Below are 16,338 nucleotides of genomic sequence, written 5' to 3'. Positions count from 1 at the left end.
ACTTAAACGATTAACATTTTTTTAAAATATTAGCACAGAGATTGCGGGCATGACGATCTTATTTTGCCACTTACACAGTGTTAGCAAGTTCTTACGGGCTGAAGTAGTGTTTAAGAGAAAGCTAAAATTTTCAAAAAGCCGTTTTTTGTGTCAGATATCCGGCTTACTAAAAATTTTAGGTGCAGCGAGAGAACAGCTTAGCGCGTGCCGAAAATTCTGTCGCCAGCATCGCCCAGCCCCGGCAAAATATAGCCCTGCTCGTTCAAGCGTTCGTCAATGGATGCCGTGAAAATGTCTACATCTGGGTGCGCGTGTTGTACCGCCTCGATACCTTCTGGCGCGGCCACCAAAAACAGCCCCATAATTTGCTCACAACCTTTTTGTTTTAACAAATCGATTGTCGCGATGAGCGTGCCGCCGGTAGCCAGCATAGGGTCTACAATCAGTGCAGTACGAATATCGATATCCTTTACCACTTTATCAAAATAGGGAACCGGCTCTAACGTTTCTTCGTCACGATATAGCCCAACTACACTAATTTTGGCGTTAGGGATAAGTTGCAATACACCATCCAGCATACCTAGCCCGGCACGTAAAATGGGTACAACGGTAATTTTCTTGCCCTTTATTTGCTGCACTGACAGCGTATCACCACTCCAGCCTTTAATCTCAGCAGTCTCAGTTGGCAGTTCCCGGGTAGCTTCGTAGGTAAGCAAATTACCCACTTCAGATGCCAGTTCACGGAAATCTTTGCTGGAAATGCTGGATTCCCGCATCAGACCGATTTTGTGTTGAATAAGCGGATGTTTAATTTCATGGACAGCCACGATGAATTCCTCTGTAACTTGCCTAGTTGCCTGCTATTTAGCTGACTGGTTTTTGAATAATGAAAATAACATCATTATAGCGCCAGGCCAATTTCCCCATCGATAACGCGCTGAGTATTCTGGCGAAGAAGCCAACAACTTTGTCTTTCTTTGAGCGCTTACGAAGATAATTATTTTTCCCCATTTCCATACTTAGTTGCAGGCCGTTTGCATCACAAAAGGCTTTAATACCGCCGCGGGATAATTGGGGGTCGTACACAATGGGATACGGAGCATGACCCGGTTTACCGGCCTGGGTTTTCCCTTTGATAAACCGGTAATAGCTTACATGTAACCAATGCGGGGTCATGCGTGCCAGGAAACCATACACGGTGTATCGATCAGGTACTTTGATGACGATCAGGCCTCCGGGTTTTAGCCATAAGGTAAAATTCGTCAGCACTTTATTGATGTTCTCAATATGTTCAAGCACATATGACGTGTATATCACATCGAAGTGTTGGGCAGGTAAGTCCAGAGCGCGCAAATCGCCTATCAAAATTTCATGCAAATCATTGTGTTTAGCTTTTCGTAGCGCCAACGCCGCTTCGTCGATGTCTACACCGGTAATGAACCGGTCTATCCCTTCCAGCTTAAGCGGCCATTTCTGTCCGCATCCCGCTTCCAGAATAATAAGTTTACCGTTGGCTTGTTCTGCAACATTGCGGATGTGTTGCTCAATAAGCCGGGTTTCCTGTTTGGTATTTTCTAACAGTGTGAGGCGTTCCATTGCATTCCTGTAGAGGTAAAAGACGAGAAAACAGTCAGCTATTGATACGCCTTCTAAGTTTACACAGTTCAGTGACAGATAAAATAGCAAAAAACTTATAAGACCACCGTTTCGTCTGGTATTTTGATTCCCACTGTCTGGGTGTACTGGAATTACTTTACCGCCGCCTTTAGCCGGTACGTCGTTAAACCTTTGCTTTCAATTATCACTCTTCGTTAACTTAGTATTTAGTATTGCGCAGGTAAACATTGCGTAGCACATGAATAAATAATGCGGGCCAGGTAGCGCACGCTAATAACAAAAACGACAACAATTATTACAGAGGAAACAACATGACATTTCGTCGTACTTTCACTGCCCTGACATTGGCACTGAGCGTCGCAGGAGGCCTCGCTGCACCATCGGCTCTCGCCGCCGACACCCCAGGCGTAAAACGCAGTATTCCGGTGGAAACCGCGGTTACCACTAAACATAAAACCACAGTTAAAGGTGAGAAATTCAGCTATACCGCTACCGCCGGCATGCAGCCCGTGTGGGATGAAGAAGGTAATCCGACAGCCACGCTGCAATACACCTACTATCAGCGTGATGATGTTAAGGACCGAGCTTCCCGTCCGCTGGTGATCAGTTTTAACGGAGGCCCGGGCTCCGCTTCAGTTTGGATGCACATTGCCTACACCGGCCCAAAAGTACTGAACATCGATGAGGAAGGCTATCCGCTGCAACCCTATGGAACCAAAACTAACCCTTACTCCATTCTGGATGTGGCTGATATTGTTTATGTGAATCCGGTGAATACCGGCTATAGCCGCGCCCTGCCAGATAAAGACGGTAAGATGCCGTCGAAAGATAAAATCGCCAAGATGTTCTTTGGTGTGAATGTGGATGTGCAGTACCTCGCCGAGTGGATTAACACTTTCGTGACCATCACTAACCGCTGGCGTTCCCCGAAATATCTGATTGGTGAAAGCTACGGTACTACTCGGGTTTCTGGCTTGGCACTAGCGTTACAAGAACGTCAGTGGATGTACCTCAACGGCGTTATTCTGGTGTCGCCCACTGAGCTTGGCATTAAACGTGAAGGCCCGGTAGAGGCAGCTAACCGCCTGCCCTATTTCGCAGCCGCCGCCTGGTATCACAATAAATTAGCGCCTCAATACCAGAAGATGGATTTAGAAGCACTACTGCCGCAGGTCGAAAAATTCACCCTCAACGAATTACTCCCAGCCTTGGCGAAAGGTGCCTGGATCAGTGATGAAGAAAAGCAGTCTGTGATTAATCAGTTTGCTGCCTACTCTGGTTTGACGGCTAAAGAAGTTGAGCAGAGTAACCTAGACGTTAGCACCTGGTTTTTCTGGAAAGCGCTGCTGCGTGATGAAGGCAAAACCATTGGTCGTCTGGATAGCCGTTATTTAGGTATCGATAAGCAGGAAACCGGTGATCGCCCCGATTACAATGCAGAGCTAACATCCTGGCTGCATTCGTTCACGCCAGCAATCAATGATTATCTGCGTAACGACCTGAAATTTGAAACCGACACCAAGTACAACATGTTCGGTATGGTGTATCCATGGGATCGCGACAACGATCACACCGGCGACAACTTGCGTCAGGCAATGGCTACCAACCCTTACCTGAATGTGATGGTGCAGTCTGGTTATTACGATGGTGCTACCAACTATTTTGATGCCAAGTACACCATGACCCAACTCGACCCCAGCGGCAAAATGAAAGACCGCTTGCGCTTCAAAGGTTATCGCAGTGGTCATATGATGTATTTGCGCTATGAAGACTTAAAAACCGCAAACGAGGACATCCGTACCTTCATCAGCGAGAGTCTGCCAGCAAAAGACGAAGCGGCCAAATACGACCGATAGCACTGAGCAGAGCTTCCGATTACCGCAGTAATGAGCAAAAGCCTGGTTAGCGCAAGCTTGGCTAGCGAAAACCAACCCATAAGCTCTAAAAATGCCAGCACGTGATGCTGGCATTTTTGTTACACTCACACCATGAATTATCTCGCCCACCTCTTTCTGGCTCAGCCAACCGCAGATTCCTGCTACGGCAATCTCTTAGGCGATTTCCAAAAAGGCATTGATGTCACTCAGCTACCTCAAGCGGTAAAGAACGGCTTGGAGAATCATAAGCTGGTCGATAAGTTCACCGATTCTCACCCTTGGGTAACAGCGCTCAGACAGACATTCAGCCCCCGGCGACGTCGCTTTGCCGGCATCACGTTAGATGTGCTCTTCGACCACTTTCTCATTCAACACTGGCAACAATTCAGTCGCCAGCCTTTTCAGACATTCTGCGATAACCGCTATGCACTACTGGCAAAACGCCACAATGACATGCCGCCACGCATGCATCAGGTAGTGGGAAGCATGCTGGAGAACCGCTGGTTAGATGTCTATGAGAATGTGGAAGGCGTGGCAATGGCACTAGACAGAACCGCATCACGCATTCGGTTTCGTCATCGGTTTGAAGGCAGCATTGAAGAAATTCTGCCTGCGTATACGCAAATAAATAAGGAATTTCCTGCGTTTTTCAGCGAGCTTGAAGCGCACATAAAAGAAAAGGGGCTCGAGGCCCCTTCTGCGTAATGCGTCTGTGCCTGTAAGACACAGAGCACTTATTTTTCCGGTAAGGTGATATTCAGTTCCAGTACGCTGCAGTCTTCACTATTTTCTAGCTGCACTGACACGTCGTCATCGGCAATATGCACGTATTTGCGGATCACTTCGAGGATTTCTTGTTGCATCATCGGCAGATAATCCGGTTGCGAACGTTTACGACGCTCATGGGCAACGATGATCTGCAGGCGCTCCTTGGCGACAGCCGCAGTATTTGGTTTCCCTTTTTTCAGCAGATAATCGAAAATGCCCATTACTTACCTCCCAGCAGTCGCTTGAAGAAACCCTTTTTCTCAACATCCAGGAAGCGATGAGGCACTTCTTCACCCAACAGGCGTTTCACCGCGTCGGAATAAGCTTTACCTGCGTTCGACTCGGTATCCAGAATAACCGGCGCACCTTGGTTCGATGCTTTTAATACGGCTTCTGATTCCGGGATGACTCCCAGCAGCGGCACAGCAAGAATTTCTTCTACATCGGCAACACTCAGCATTTCTGCAGTGGCAACACGCTCAGGATTGTAGCGGGTTAATAGCAAATGCTCTTTAACAGACTGACCTTTCTCTGCGCGCATGGATTTGCTTTGCAAAATGCCTAGAATGCGGTCTGAGTCACGCACGGAAGACACTTCCGGGTTTGTAACCACGATCGCTTCATCAGCGAAGTACAGCGCCATCTGTGCGCCCTGCTCTATACCGGCAGGAGAATCGCAAATGATGAAGTCGTAGTCTTTCGACAGATCATCAAGTACTTTCTGAACGCCTTCCATGGTCAGTGCGTCTTTATCTCGGGTTTGAGAAGCTGGCAGGATATAGAGGTTATCCGTGCGCTTGTCTTTAATCAGTGCCTGATTAAGCGTGGCTTCTTTATTAATTACGTTTACAAAGTCGTATACCACACGACGTTCGCAGCCCATGATCAGATCCAGGTTTCGCAGACCCACATCGAAATCAATCACCACGGTTTTATGTCCGGCCAGCGCCAGACCTGTAGCAATGGCAGCACTTGACGTGGTTTTGCCTACGCCGCCCTTTCCTGAAGTTACTACAATTATTTTAGCCATTTACTATTCCCCAATAGCATTTGCACCGCGTTAGGATAATGCTTCAATAAGAAGTGCATCTGCGTCTAAATATGCCTGTGCTGGTTTTTTCCAACACTTATTTTGTATGTTTTCCTGCATCACGAAGCGTCCGGCAATAGAAACCAATTCAGCTTCCATATTCTGACAAAAAATTCGTGCCTGCTCATTGCCCTTAACGCCGGCCAGCGCCCGTCCACGTAATGTTCCGTAAACGTGAATATTACCATCAGCGAGAATTTCAGCCCCTTCACTTACGGCGCCCAGAATCACCAGATCACTGCCTTCTGCATAAACTTGCTGACCAGAACGCACGGGTCTGGCAACAATCTTAGCAGGTTTCAGCACTTCTACTGTTTGCGTAACGGTTTCTGCTTGTGCAGGCGCTTCTGTGGGTTCGGGCTGATTTTGTGAAGCTGGAGCCTCAACAGGTTTGCTTTCAGCAAGTGGCTTTTCGCTGATTTTGCTTTGACTAATATCAGCCATGCCCAAATCATTGATGGTAGATTTTAGTCCTTCAGTAACACCCTTTATCGCCATGGGTTGTAAATCATGGCGACGACATAACGCCACCAACAGTTCAAACTCGGTAGCAGACAGCGGCGCATTAAGATGAAGGATCAGTGAAGAGCGGGTGAAAAAGAGCGGCGCACTGGCAATTTTTTCCGCCAGTTGCGATTCAAATTCATCCGGTTCAAAGGAGACAACTTCCAGTACAATACTGGTAAGCGTGGTGCCTTTCATTCGAAAGCACGGTTGAGACATGTAGCGCATCCTGAATTATAATTATAATCCCGCTACAAGCTAGAAATGACAAGGCGGGAACTGATGACACAACTCTATCAAATTCCCGGCTTACGGCAACATAAACGCCCGGATTTACCCCTTGAGCGTTGAAAAATCATACAATATTGTTATTCGCGACCTGCTAGGCCAAGCATTAACAAAGAAAAACCGTCAATTAAACGGTTTCTCTGTCTTCGGGAAACAAGAACAAGCAAAGTCGATTTGCACATTCCGACGCACTGGCAAGGATGTCAAAGCGCCCCTGGGGCGACAATTCGTCAATCCAGTTACCAATTCGCTGTACACTCGTTTGGCAAGGTTTTCTGTCTAGTCCAAAGCGCACCGACAAACTGGCCGCAGCCACTTCCGTTACCAGCGTGGTGTAGGCATCGAACTGCACGGGGTCACGTAAATGTGCGCCTACATTCAAACGCTTTTTATGCCCTGCCCAACGGATTAACAGAGGTAAGATTGCCTGATAGTAGGCCGCCGTTACATGCTTCGCATACAAGCCAGTATCCGGTGGCATTTCAATGTAATCTTCGTTCGGGTGCCATTTCGGCTCATTGCCTTCCCGTACATCTACCTGCAAACGTTCCAGTCGGGCACGCAAGGTAGACAGCGGCTCAACAAAACCTTCTTCATAGGGCATGCCGTTGTAGTCGAGCAATTCACTGGCGTTGTACACCAGCGAAACCCTTCGTCCTTTTTGCGGCGCGCCTTCATCCCCTTCACCTAACGACAGCTCTGCTGAAGGCATAGAGAAGTAATGAAAAACCGGGGCCGGACGGGCATCCTTGCGTAGTTTGAACCCCTGCTTTTTCCACTGGATTTTGGTTGCCCACAGGTTACTGGTGTAACCATAGGTGCGTGAAATCAGTGACAGAATAACCCACGTTAACATTGAGTTATAAGGGACTTTCGAGCGCACATTAAAATGGGCAACAGGTTCTGGCTGCTCTATCCAGCGCAAAATACAGTCGTCATCTTTGGCGACAAGATCCTGCAAAATTGTTTGATAACCAGATTCGTCCAGGTCCCAGCTATCATTATTGAGTAAAACCACATCGGCCAGACTCTGACATCCCGCAACCGGATGACGGCGCAAGAAATAATGTAAACCAAGCGCAGACTCTGCATCTTTACGCATGATGTCCAGATCGTTGATGTACACCACCCAGTAATGCAGCTCTTTCAGCAAAGCTTGAAGTTCGCCGCGGGTGACGCCTTCCCATTGACCCGGTGCCTGCAAGTCAAAAATTTTGCTCACCAATGTTGTGCTATAAGACCCACTGATTTTTTGCAGAATATCCTGGTAGGACAACCCCAGCCATTCTTCAATATCAGCAATTTGTTTACTGATTTCACTTAAGTTTCTGACACTGGCATCTAAACTGCGATCATGGCCAAGAAAATGAATCGGCCTACTGCTGCTCGCGGTTTGTTCAACAAAATGCCAGAAAGGATCTCGACCGTTAAATTTCGCAGACAGTCGCAGCAGCGTTTTGGGGCTGCTTCCTGTTGCAAGGGAACATTCCAGTTGCAACGGGTAACTGTTTCGAAATTGGGACAATGTCAACATTAGCTAATCCTTCTTAGGCTATTCAGGTCTATAAGCGCAAATACGCCCGGCAGAAATCGACCGGTATCCTGATTAGTTTGGAGTGTAGCTAAGGTATGAAATGTGTTCGATATACGAATTGATAATCAGATGTCGATACTGATAAGTACCGATACCTACGCTAAGGTATAGATAAAACAACGCATTGAGAGGAAAGCCTGTTTTATTGCACAAAAAAAGGCCAAAAACGCACTTTGACCTTTAGTGACATTTGCGACATCAGTTTGACGTTATTATTCGTCAGTCGACTGTGCCGTTATCCAGGCTTCAACGTCTTGTCTCACCATGGCCATAGGACGGGCGCCCGGTAGCAAGATAACGTCATGAAATTGTTTGATATCGAACTTATTGCCCAGCGCTTGTCTCGCTTGCTTTTCCAATGCAACAAATTCGAGCATACCCAGTTTATAACCCAGTGCTTGCCCGGGCATGGCCATATAGCGTTCAACTTCTGGCACAACGTCAGATAACGGCGTCCCCGTAGTATCGTGGAAATACGCTATTGCTTGCTCTCTGGTCCAGTGCTTAAAGTGCATTCCCGTGTCGACCACTAAGCGAACTGCCCGGTAAAGTTCGGCTTGAAGACGACCTAAATTACCCAATGGATCGTCGTAATACATGCCCATGTACTCCGCAGCCACATATTCAGAATACAATGCCCATCCCTCGACAAACGCATTGTAAGGCGCATTCTGTCGCATCAGACCGATGTCAGTTTGCGCCATGTTCAATGCGATTTGAAAATGATGCCCTGGTACGGCTTCATGGTAAGTGAGCGTTTTTAAACTGAACTTAGGTACTGCCTTCATATCACGCAGGTTGATCCAGTAGACGCCGGGTCGACTGCCATCCAGGGAAGGCTGGGAATAATAACCTCCCGCTTCACCCGCTTCCGACACCGGCGGAATACGGTCAACCTCTACCGGCTGTGTGGGCAATGTGCCATAGAATTCAGGCGCCCGAGCCATCACCGTTTTCACTTCATCGTTCAGGTAATCAAGGAGTGCCTGACGTCCCTCATCTGTGGCATCAAAAAGCTGTCCAGGAACGTCAGCAAGCGCAAGCATGCGCTCACCAACTGTCCCTTCGGAATAACCGTTTTGCCGCAGAATAGTATCCATCTGTGCAGCAATCCGCTCAACTTCAGATAAACCTAACTGATGAATTTCTTCCGGTGACAATGTCGAATCCGCCAGGAATTTAATTTCATGTAGATAAAATGCCTCACCGCCTGGCTGCGCCCATATGCCGTCGCTGTTACCCGCCTTTTGCTCGCTTTCAAGTACCGCATCTCTGGCACGATTAAACGACGGATAGACCACCGTTGAAACCAATTCACCAGCGTGCTTCACCATGTCGCTTTTAGTTGTCGCATCCAGTTCACTGACCTTTTCAAGCTTGCTCGCAAAAGCAGTTACCAATCCATGAGAGTCGGGCTCGGCGGCCAAAAAGCCATTCAGGTAAGCCAAGGTTTTCGGGCGCAGTTTTTTCGGCAGTACAATACCTTTCGCCTCGTCGGCCTTAAATTTCGCCACCACGCCATCTACAAATGCGCCCATTTTTTCCAGCCGGGTGAGATAGTCCTCGGCATCTTTTTTTGTCGCCACGGCCTGCTGTACCTGCATTACCTTGGGTATATCAATCAATGGGCCCGTGATCTGATTAATAATATAAGGCAGATGCGCACTCCAGGTATCAATATATCCCCCAGGAAAGGTGCGGTCACCGGTATAAAAGTCGAATATGTTAATGAGGATTTGTTGATGCATGCGGTCTTTTTCAGAAAGCAATGTACCATCAACCTCTTTCAGCGCGGTTGCGGCCTGCGCCATACTGCTCTGGAATTGTTCCATACCGGCGACAGAATAATCAGGGAATCTGTCGTTATAACTACCCCCAGCCTGCTGAATCGGCATTGCCAACGTGGTTGACAGCGTCGGATATTGCTCAAAGAAAACCCGGGTGTACGTATCGGCGGTTTCAGTAAGCGCAATGTCCGCTGCTTCTTGCTGCGCGGGCGTCACCTTTGTTTCCTGTTTGGCGGTTTGACTGGCATCGTTACAGCCCGACATCAAGCCGGCAGTGATAAGTGCAATAAAAACGTTGGAGAACTTCATACCTATTCCTTCTTCTTCGTTGTTATCCCATTCTGTCTGAATCTGCTGCACAGCACAGCGTCACTGAACGCAATTCAGGCTGTTTTAAGCGATTGTAAGACACTTTAAATGTAAACATCTGATCTCTTCATCAATCTCCAAGGTACGAAAAAGTTCACAAGTAAAGGAGATTATAAACATGACTAAGCCTGTATTTGGTATCTGTAGCTGGACACTGGGCATTGATGACTTAGACACGCTAATGTCTACCATTGCCAGTATGGGGCTAAATGCAATTCAATACTGCGAAGGAGCCCACGCGCACCCGGCTGAAAAAGTAGTAGCGAGTGCGAAAGAATATAACCTGGCTATTATTGCTAATGATCCTTTTGACTGCGCGCCCGGCGAACAACATGGTGCCGCCACACTGGAAAATGCTATCGCGTTTTACAAGAAGGAAATAGATTTTGCGCACAGCCTCGGATGTTTACAGACATTGCAAGGATTAAGCGCCTGGACTAAAGACTGTAAGGACGATAAAACAGCCTGGCAATTTATCATTGACGCTGTTCAAGAACTGTCCAAGTATGCAAGTGAAAAATCTGTACCTCTGACTTACGAACCGTGCAATTTTTATGAAGTTGCATACGTACATACGGCAGACGATTATCAGCGGCTGATTAAAGACAGCGGCTGCGACAATATCAGTGTATTACTCGACAGCTTTCATATGAATATTGGTGAAAAGCGTCCATTAACCGCTCTTCGACAGTATGGCAGTCGCAACGCAATTTTTCATATTTCGGGATCAAATCGGGAAGGCATCGCCCAAGGCAATATCGATTTCAGCGCTTATAAAGAAGCATTGAAAGATTCAGGATTCGACGGACCGTGTGTATTCGAGTTTGTATTAAGTGTAACTGGTGTCAATGAGCCTCCTCGAAATAAAGAAGAAATGCAAATGATGAAGAATATGGTTATTGAAAGTATGGAATTGTGGAAAAGCTACGGCTGAGCCGTTTTGCATGATGTAAATCAATTAATTACCAGTTACATCGATCTTCAGCGATCATTTTGTTACCTAAAATGACCGGCTAGGCTATGGTTGCACTCTGACTCGCAGATTCTGTAATTGTATGTTCTGGACGCTCTATTCCACCATTGAGAAAACCTTCTTCAATACGTTAACGAAAAAGATTGCGGGCAACATTGGCTTTCTTTTTCTCTGCCAGGTAGCCACCCAGTATCTTTTCTACCTTTATGCACATGCAGATGAAGCAAGCCGTGACACCGCTTTTCTATGGCTAGCCACTATGTTGGTTTTAAACGCGGTGGGCTTTCTGTTCACCCTTTTTTACTTACGCTATTTAATCGTGCGGCCCGTGAGCGCACTCGTTCGCACCTTGGATGAAATCAATCACACTGAGGGCGACTTAAGAACCCGATTGCCAGCGTTTACCCAAGACGAATTCCGCGACTTGTCAAAGGCCTACAATCTGTTTGCTAACAATTTGAACAAATTGTTGAATCGCATCCACGGCGATGCACAGCTTACAGCTTCTAGCAATGCTGCCATGTCGTCACAAATTCATACCACCCGCGACCAAGCCAACCAGCAAAATCACCTGACCCAGGAAGTGGTTGCCGGCACCACCACAGTAACCCAAGGGATAAACGACATTATGCAGGCGAGTAATGGCATGGCACAGAGCAACAATTCAAATCTGCATACGGCATCGCTGGCCAACACCACACTATCTGAATCACAAACGCAGCTGGGCGATATCTCTACGCTGTTATCTTCGTTTTCTCACACTGTGGGTGGTTTGCAGGAAAATGCTGCCAATGTGAAAAGCATTCTGCGCATGGTGGAATCTTTCGCCGACCAAACCAACCTGCTCGCGCTAAACGCGGCCATTGAAGCCGCCCGTGCCGGCGAGGCTGGAAGAGGATTCGCGGTGGTCGCTGACGAAGTGCGCGCATTGTCAGTAAAAGTGACAGACGCCACCCGGCAAATTGATGCCTTTCTTAACGATATGGATTTATTAGTTAATGAGACCCAACGCGAATCAGATTCACTATTAGATGCGTCTTCGAAAATGAAAAACAGTCTGGATAGTACGATGAAAACTTTCAGCGATATGATGACTGACTTTCAGAAAAACAGTGATGAGTTTGACTATATTGCCCGGTCGGTTACGCAATTAAACCGGCAATCTCAACAAACCTTAATTTCAGTCACTACAATAACGGCGTTGGCGGAAGGCATGCAGGAGAAGTTAGTGACGGTAGATACCGAGGCCAGACAAGCACAAACACTGGCCTCTGCAACAACTACACAACTTGCCCGCTTTGTTAGCCAGGCGTGACGAGAGGATTAAGCGAGGCGTAGTTTTGCCTTCGACTTTACAGGTTGAGGGAAGGGATAACTTGAATCAAGAATTAGACGACTGCCATCATTAAACTCATAAGAAGTAAGGGTTTCTGATAACACTTCACATTTATAGCACGTTCGGAAACAGTGTAGCCAAATATGGGATTGCTCTACACTTAACGCTTTGTCGGCCTGGGTTAGACGCATTACAGTCATGGTTGCTCTCCGGGTAAGAATCACATTCTTTCGTCTAACTGCATGCGAAAGATCACATTTTTTTAAAGTAACAATTCCTTTAAGAACTCGCTCTTACACTTGCTAAAAAAAGACTGATAAGTCCGTTGCAGACGCTACTTTAGTCTACACCCACATTTTTGTTCTATTCCAGGAAAGATTACAAGGTTAAGAATAGATCTAAATCAAAATAGTTCGATATCGTTATCGCACATTGTCATGTTCAGAAGTTATATAGTTTTCATTGACAGCAGCATGTCTTTTTCGCGTGCTTAGGGCGGCGAGAATTGCACTGGCAGAATTAAACCGTACGACTATATTTAACGTAGCTATTTTTGTCTGAAAAGATTGTCTGGAAGCCGGACTCGGGGTGGTGAGCTTTAACCAGGAAGATATTCTTAGAAGGGTATAGCATTGTCGTCGGGCTAGCATGAGTTGCTAACTTGACGATCCGGTGCCTCCCTCCCAAAGAAGTAGAAAGTTCATCAGAAGTCCTCCCAAAGTAGGATTTTTTTCCGAAATCCGCTTTCTTATAATGTGATCGAATGTTAAAACATCGTTAATAAACATAGGAGTCGCACCATGTGGACCAAGCCTCAATATACTGAAATGCGTTTAGGTTTTGAAGTTACTCTGTACATCAAAAACCGCTAACAGCCCATACGAGGCAGGCTGTCGTTAAGCCAGCACGCTTCTTCTATGGCATTACAATCGGGTAGTCAAACTGCCTGATTGCTATGAAAAGAGGTTGCCTTTGGCAGCCTTTTTTATTCCGGCTCTTCTGCTCATGCTTTCAGGCAACGACGTTGACAGGTGAACTATGCAAATTCTCGTTTTAGGTTCAGGCGCAGGTGGAGGGTTTCCTCAGTGGAACTGTCACTGCAAAAATTGTAAAGGGCTGCGCGAAGGCAGCATTAACGCCCAGGCCCGAACCCAATCCAGTATTGCCGTTTCAGCCAATAGTGAAGACTGGATACTCATTAACGCTTCGCCAGACTTACGCCAGCAAATTAATCAAACGCCACAATTATGGCCTGCCGATCCCAACCAGCAGCGGGGCACTTCGATTCGTTCCATCGTACTCACCGACAGCCAGATAGACCATACCACCGGTTTGCTTACCCTACGTGAAGGCTTGCCCTTACCGGTTTACTGTACTGATGTGGTGTACGAGGATCTCACTGAAGCGTTCCCGCTGTTCCCTATGCTTAAACACTGGCACGGTGGCCTTCAGCGCCACGGCATTGATACCGAATATGATTCCGCATTCACACCGATAGGCGCAGACGGACTGTCGTTCCGCCCCGTTGTACTGGCGTCAAATGCACCGCCCTACTCTTCATACCGCGACAATATTGTGCCGGGCAACAATATTGGCCTGCACATTAAAGATGAGCACTCTGGTAAGTCAGTGTTTTATGCGCCAGGCTGCGTGCAAGCCAATCCACTGGTTGAAAATATGCTTGAACAGGCAGATTGCGTGCTGTTCGACGGTACCTTGTGGCTCGACGATGAAATGATCAAGAATGGTTTTAGTAATCGCCTGGGTACACAAATGGGACACATGCCGGTGAACGGCGATGATGGCGCGGTAGCCTTGCTTAATCGCTTCGATATTTCCCGCAAGGTGCTTATCCATATTAACAACACCAACCCGGTGTTAAATGAAGACTCCGATGCCCATCAGTATCTTGAAGACAATGAAATAGAGCTCGCCTACGACGGCATGCATATTACGCTTTAAATCCGAGGATTTTTTATGTCAGACAAGCCATGGTCTAAACAAGAATTCGAACAAAAACTTCGCGCAAAAGGCGAGTATTACCATATTTATCACCCGTTCCACATTGCCATGAATAAAGGTGAATGTAGCAAGGAGCAAATTCAAGGGTGGGTCGCGAACCGCTTTTATTATCAGGTTTGTATTCCCGTGAAAGACGCCGCGGTACTGGCAAATTGTCCGGACATGGCTACCCGCCGCAAGTGGATCCAACGCATTCTTGACCACGACGGAGAAGAAGGTGATCCACGTATGGGCGGTATCGAAGCCTGGTTACGACTGGGTGAAGCAGTGGGCATTGACCGCAACGATATGCTGGAAGAAAAGTTTCTGCTGCCCGGCGTGAAATTTGCGGTGGGTGCTTATGTGAATTTCGCCCGCCGTGCATCTTGGGAAGAAGCCGCCTGTTCATCGCTAACAGAAATGTTTGCACCTGAAATTCACCAAAGCCGACTTGATACGTGGCCTGGGCACTACCCGTGGATCGATGAAGCGGGTTTTAGCTATTTCCAGATGCGACTGAGTCAGGCTCGTCGCGATGTGGAACACGGTCTGCAAATTACGCTGGACCATTTTGTGACTCGCGCCCAACAGGAAAAAGCCTTGAACATTCTGCAATTTAAGCTGGATGTCTTGTGGTCGATGGCTGATGCTATCAGTCTGGCCTACGAGTTTGATCGTAAGCCTTTCACCGGCATTGCCGATCAGTCAATCTGTCACAAGGGGCTGTTATGAGCCAAGTACCTAAACGCAACCGACTTTACAAACTACAATTTGAAAAAGCACAGGACAGCTATGTTCTGCTTTATCCAGAAGGCATGGTGAAGCTGAATCCCAGCGCGGCAGAAATTTTGTTACAAGTGGATGGCGAAAAGTCAGTTGACGACATCATCATGTCACTCAAAACCAAGTTCCCGGAAGCGCCAGATGACATCGGCGATGATATTACTGCGTTCCTGAGCGATGCCGAAAGCAAAGACTGGGTTCACTATGTCTGAGATTAACAACGGTCAAAGCGAAACACGGGTTATCGAAGCGGGTCCGCCACTTTGGCTTTTAGCAGAAATCACCTACGCTTGCCCGCTGCACTGTGCCTATTGTTCTAACCCTCTGAATCTCATCGACAAGAAAGACGAGATCGGTACGGAAGACTGGCTTCGCGTGCTGTCGGAGGCCCGAGACATGGGAGCTGTACAACTGGGGTTCTCCGGCGGTGAGCCTTTACTGCGCAAAGATTTAGAACAAATGGTCGCACATGCCAGTGAGTTGGGCTTCTATACCAATCTGATCACCTCCGGCATTGGCATGACCGAAAAACGTATCGCGGGGTTAAAAGACGCCGGCCTTGATCACATTCAGCTAAGTTTTCAGGCTGCCAATGCAGAAGCCAACGATTTGATCGGTAATCGTCGTCATTCCTTCGCGCAGAAGCTGGAAGTTGCCAAGCTGATTAAGCAATACGAATACCCGATGGTACTGAATTTCTGTTTAACGGCGCAAAACATCGACCAGATTGATGATGTACTAGCCCTTGCTACCGAGTTAGACGCCGATTTTGTAGAACTGGCCACCGTGCAGTATTACGGCTGGGCCTATGTAAACCGTGATCAATTGCTGCCATCGAAGGTCACCCTTGAAGAAGCGGAAGCTAAGGTCAATGCGTTCCGTGACAAGCAGAATGGTAAGGGACCTAAGTTTATTTTTGTTTCACCGGATTATTACGAAGATCGTCCAAAAGCCTGTATGAATGGCTGGGGCTCTACGTTTCTCACCGTGACGCCGGATGGGTCAGCCCTGCCCTGTCACAGCGCGAAAATTTTGCCTATGACGTTCCCGAACGTGAAAGACAAATCGCTGCAGGACATTTGGTATCAGGATTTCTCATTCAATAAATTCCGCGGTTACGACTGGATGCCATCGCCTTGTCGCGATTGCGATGAAAAAGAGAAAGACTTTGGCGGCTGTCGCTGCCAGGCTTACATGTTAACTGGCGACATGTATCAGGCCGATCCGGTGTGCAGTAAATCACCGCATCACCACACCATAGAGGCGGCCATTGAAAGCGCAGCAAAACAGCATGATAAAAACGTGATTCTGCGGGACCCAAAAAATAAGATAGATATCGTCACGGTATAAT

At 47.4% G+C, this 16,338-nt stretch carries 16 protein-coding genes; 9 read left to right on the top strand and 7 right to left on the bottom strand.

Annotated features, from left to right (window positions below):
• Window positions 1–197: 197 nt before the first annotated feature.
• Both upp and ACXAGX_RS06650 read right to left on the bottom strand, forming a co-directional pair.
• On the bottom strand, window positions 198–827 hold the full coding sequence (gene upp, locus ACXAGX_RS06655; RefSeq protein ID WP_474824318.1) for a uracil phosphoribosyltransferase: 630 nt from the start codon (window positions 825–827) through the stop codon (window positions 198–200).
• Window positions 828–864: 37 nt separating this feature from the next.
• Window positions 865–1,596 (bottom strand): class I SAM-dependent methyltransferase, encoded by a 732-nt coding sequence (locus ACXAGX_RS06650; protein ID WP_474837360.1) that lies wholly within the window; start codon window positions 1,594–1,596, stop codon window positions 865–867.
• Between the two features lie 332 nt (window positions 1,597–1,928).
• Here ACXAGX_RS06650 and ACXAGX_RS06645 point away from each other — a divergent pair, with 332 nt between their 5' ends.
• Window positions 1,929–3,473: a S10 family peptidase gene (locus ACXAGX_RS06645; RefSeq protein ID WP_474837358.1), complete on the top strand. Its 1,545-nt coding sequence runs from the start codon at window positions 1,929–1,931 to the stop codon at window positions 3,471–3,473.
• A gap of 132 nt (window positions 3,474–3,605) precedes the next feature.
• Window positions 3,606–4,199: an acyl carrier protein phosphodiesterase gene (locus ACXAGX_RS06640; protein ID WP_474824312.1), complete on the top strand. Its 594-nt coding sequence runs from the start codon at window positions 3,606–3,608 to the stop codon at window positions 4,197–4,199.
• A 29-nt stretch (window positions 4,200–4,228) separates the two neighbouring features.
• Here ACXAGX_RS06640 and minE read toward each other — a convergent pair whose 3' ends face one another.
• The 5 genes from minE to ACXAGX_RS06615 form a co-directional block, all read right to left on the bottom strand.
• On the bottom strand, window positions 4,229–4,483 hold the full coding sequence (minE, locus tag ACXAGX_RS06635) for a cell division topological specificity factor MinE (RefSeq protein ID WP_070125643.1): 255 nt from the start codon (window positions 4,481–4,483) through the stop codon (window positions 4,229–4,231).
• Entirely contained in the window at window positions 4,483–5,292 is an 810-nt protein-coding gene (gene minD, locus ACXAGX_RS06630; RefSeq protein WP_474837356.1) for a septum site-determining protein MinD, read from the bottom strand. The genes minE and minD overlap by 1 nt, the downstream gene beginning before the upstream one ends.
• 30 nt (window positions 5,293–5,322) lie before the next feature.
• Complete coding sequence (gene minC, locus ACXAGX_RS06625) at window positions 5,323–6,075, bottom strand: septum site-determining protein MinC (RefSeq protein WP_474837354.1); 753 nt, start codon at window positions 6,073–6,075, stop codon at window positions 5,323–5,325.
• A gap of 196 nt (window positions 6,076–6,271) precedes the next feature.
• Window positions 6,272–7,678, bottom strand: coding sequence for a zincin-like metallopeptidase domain-containing protein (locus ACXAGX_RS06620; RefSeq protein WP_474837352.1), 1,407 nt, complete (start codon window positions 7,676–7,678; stop codon window positions 6,272–6,274).
• A 272-nt stretch (window positions 7,679–7,950) separates the two neighbouring features.
• Window positions 7,951–9,834, bottom strand: a complete 1,884-nt coding sequence (locus ACXAGX_RS06615; RefSeq protein WP_474837350.1) for a DUF885 domain-containing protein — start codon at window positions 9,832–9,834, stop codon at window positions 7,951–7,953.
• A 178-nt stretch (window positions 9,835–10,012) separates the two neighbouring features.
• Here ACXAGX_RS06615 and ACXAGX_RS06610 point away from each other — a divergent pair, with 178 nt between their 5' ends.
• The 7 genes from ACXAGX_RS06610 to pqqE all read left to right on the top strand — a co-directional run bounded on the left by ACXAGX_RS06610 (window position 10,013) and on the right by pqqE (window position 16,337).
• The gene (locus ACXAGX_RS06610) at window positions 10,013–10,828 is read left to right on the top strand and encodes a sugar phosphate isomerase/epimerase family protein (protein WP_474837348.1); all 816 of its coding nucleotides are present in this window, start codon (window positions 10,013–10,015) and stop codon (window positions 10,826–10,828) included.
• Between the two features lie 121 nt (window positions 10,829–10,949).
• Window positions 10,950–12,182, top strand: coding sequence for a methyl-accepting chemotaxis protein (locus ACXAGX_RS06605; RefSeq protein ID WP_474837347.1), 1,233 nt, complete (start codon window positions 10,950–10,952; stop codon window positions 12,180–12,182).
• 821 nt (window positions 12,183–13,003) lie between these two features.
• Window positions 13,004–13,075: a pyrroloquinoline quinone precursor peptide PqqA gene (gene pqqA, locus ACXAGX_RS06600; RefSeq protein WP_083273040.1), complete on the top strand. Its 72-nt coding sequence runs from the start codon at window positions 13,004–13,006 to the stop codon at window positions 13,073–13,075.
• A 166-nt stretch (window positions 13,076–13,241) separates the two neighbouring features.
• Complete coding sequence (gene pqqB / locus ACXAGX_RS06595) at window positions 13,242–14,165, top strand: pyrroloquinoline quinone biosynthesis protein PqqB (RefSeq protein ID WP_474837345.1); 924 nt, start codon at window positions 13,242–13,244, stop codon at window positions 14,163–14,165.
• A gap of 15 nt (window positions 14,166–14,180) precedes the next feature.
• The gene (gene pqqC / locus ACXAGX_RS06590; protein WP_474837343.1) at window positions 14,181–14,936 is read left to right on the top strand and encodes a pyrroloquinoline-quinone synthase PqqC; all 756 of its coding nucleotides are present in this window, start codon (window positions 14,181–14,183) and stop codon (window positions 14,934–14,936) included.
• Complete coding sequence (gene pqqD / locus ACXAGX_RS06585) at window positions 14,933–15,199, top strand: pyrroloquinoline quinone biosynthesis peptide chaperone PqqD (protein WP_474837341.1); 267 nt, start codon at window positions 14,933–14,935, stop codon at window positions 15,197–15,199. The genes pqqC and pqqD overlap by 4 nt, the downstream gene beginning before the upstream one ends.
• The gene (gene pqqE, locus ACXAGX_RS06580) at window positions 15,192–16,337 is read left to right on the top strand and encodes a pyrroloquinoline quinone biosynthesis protein PqqE (RefSeq protein WP_474837340.1); all 1,146 of its coding nucleotides are present in this window, start codon (window positions 15,192–15,194) and stop codon (window positions 16,335–16,337) included. The genes pqqD and pqqE overlap by 8 nt, the downstream gene beginning before the upstream one ends.
• The last annotated feature ends 1 nt before the right edge of the window (window position 16,338 follow it).

The organism is Alteromonas sp. ABV4_515 (genome assembly GCF_056160345.1).
The sequence above is the reverse complement of the archived record's forward strand: the minus strand, read 5'-3'. Positions and strand labels throughout refer to the sequence as shown.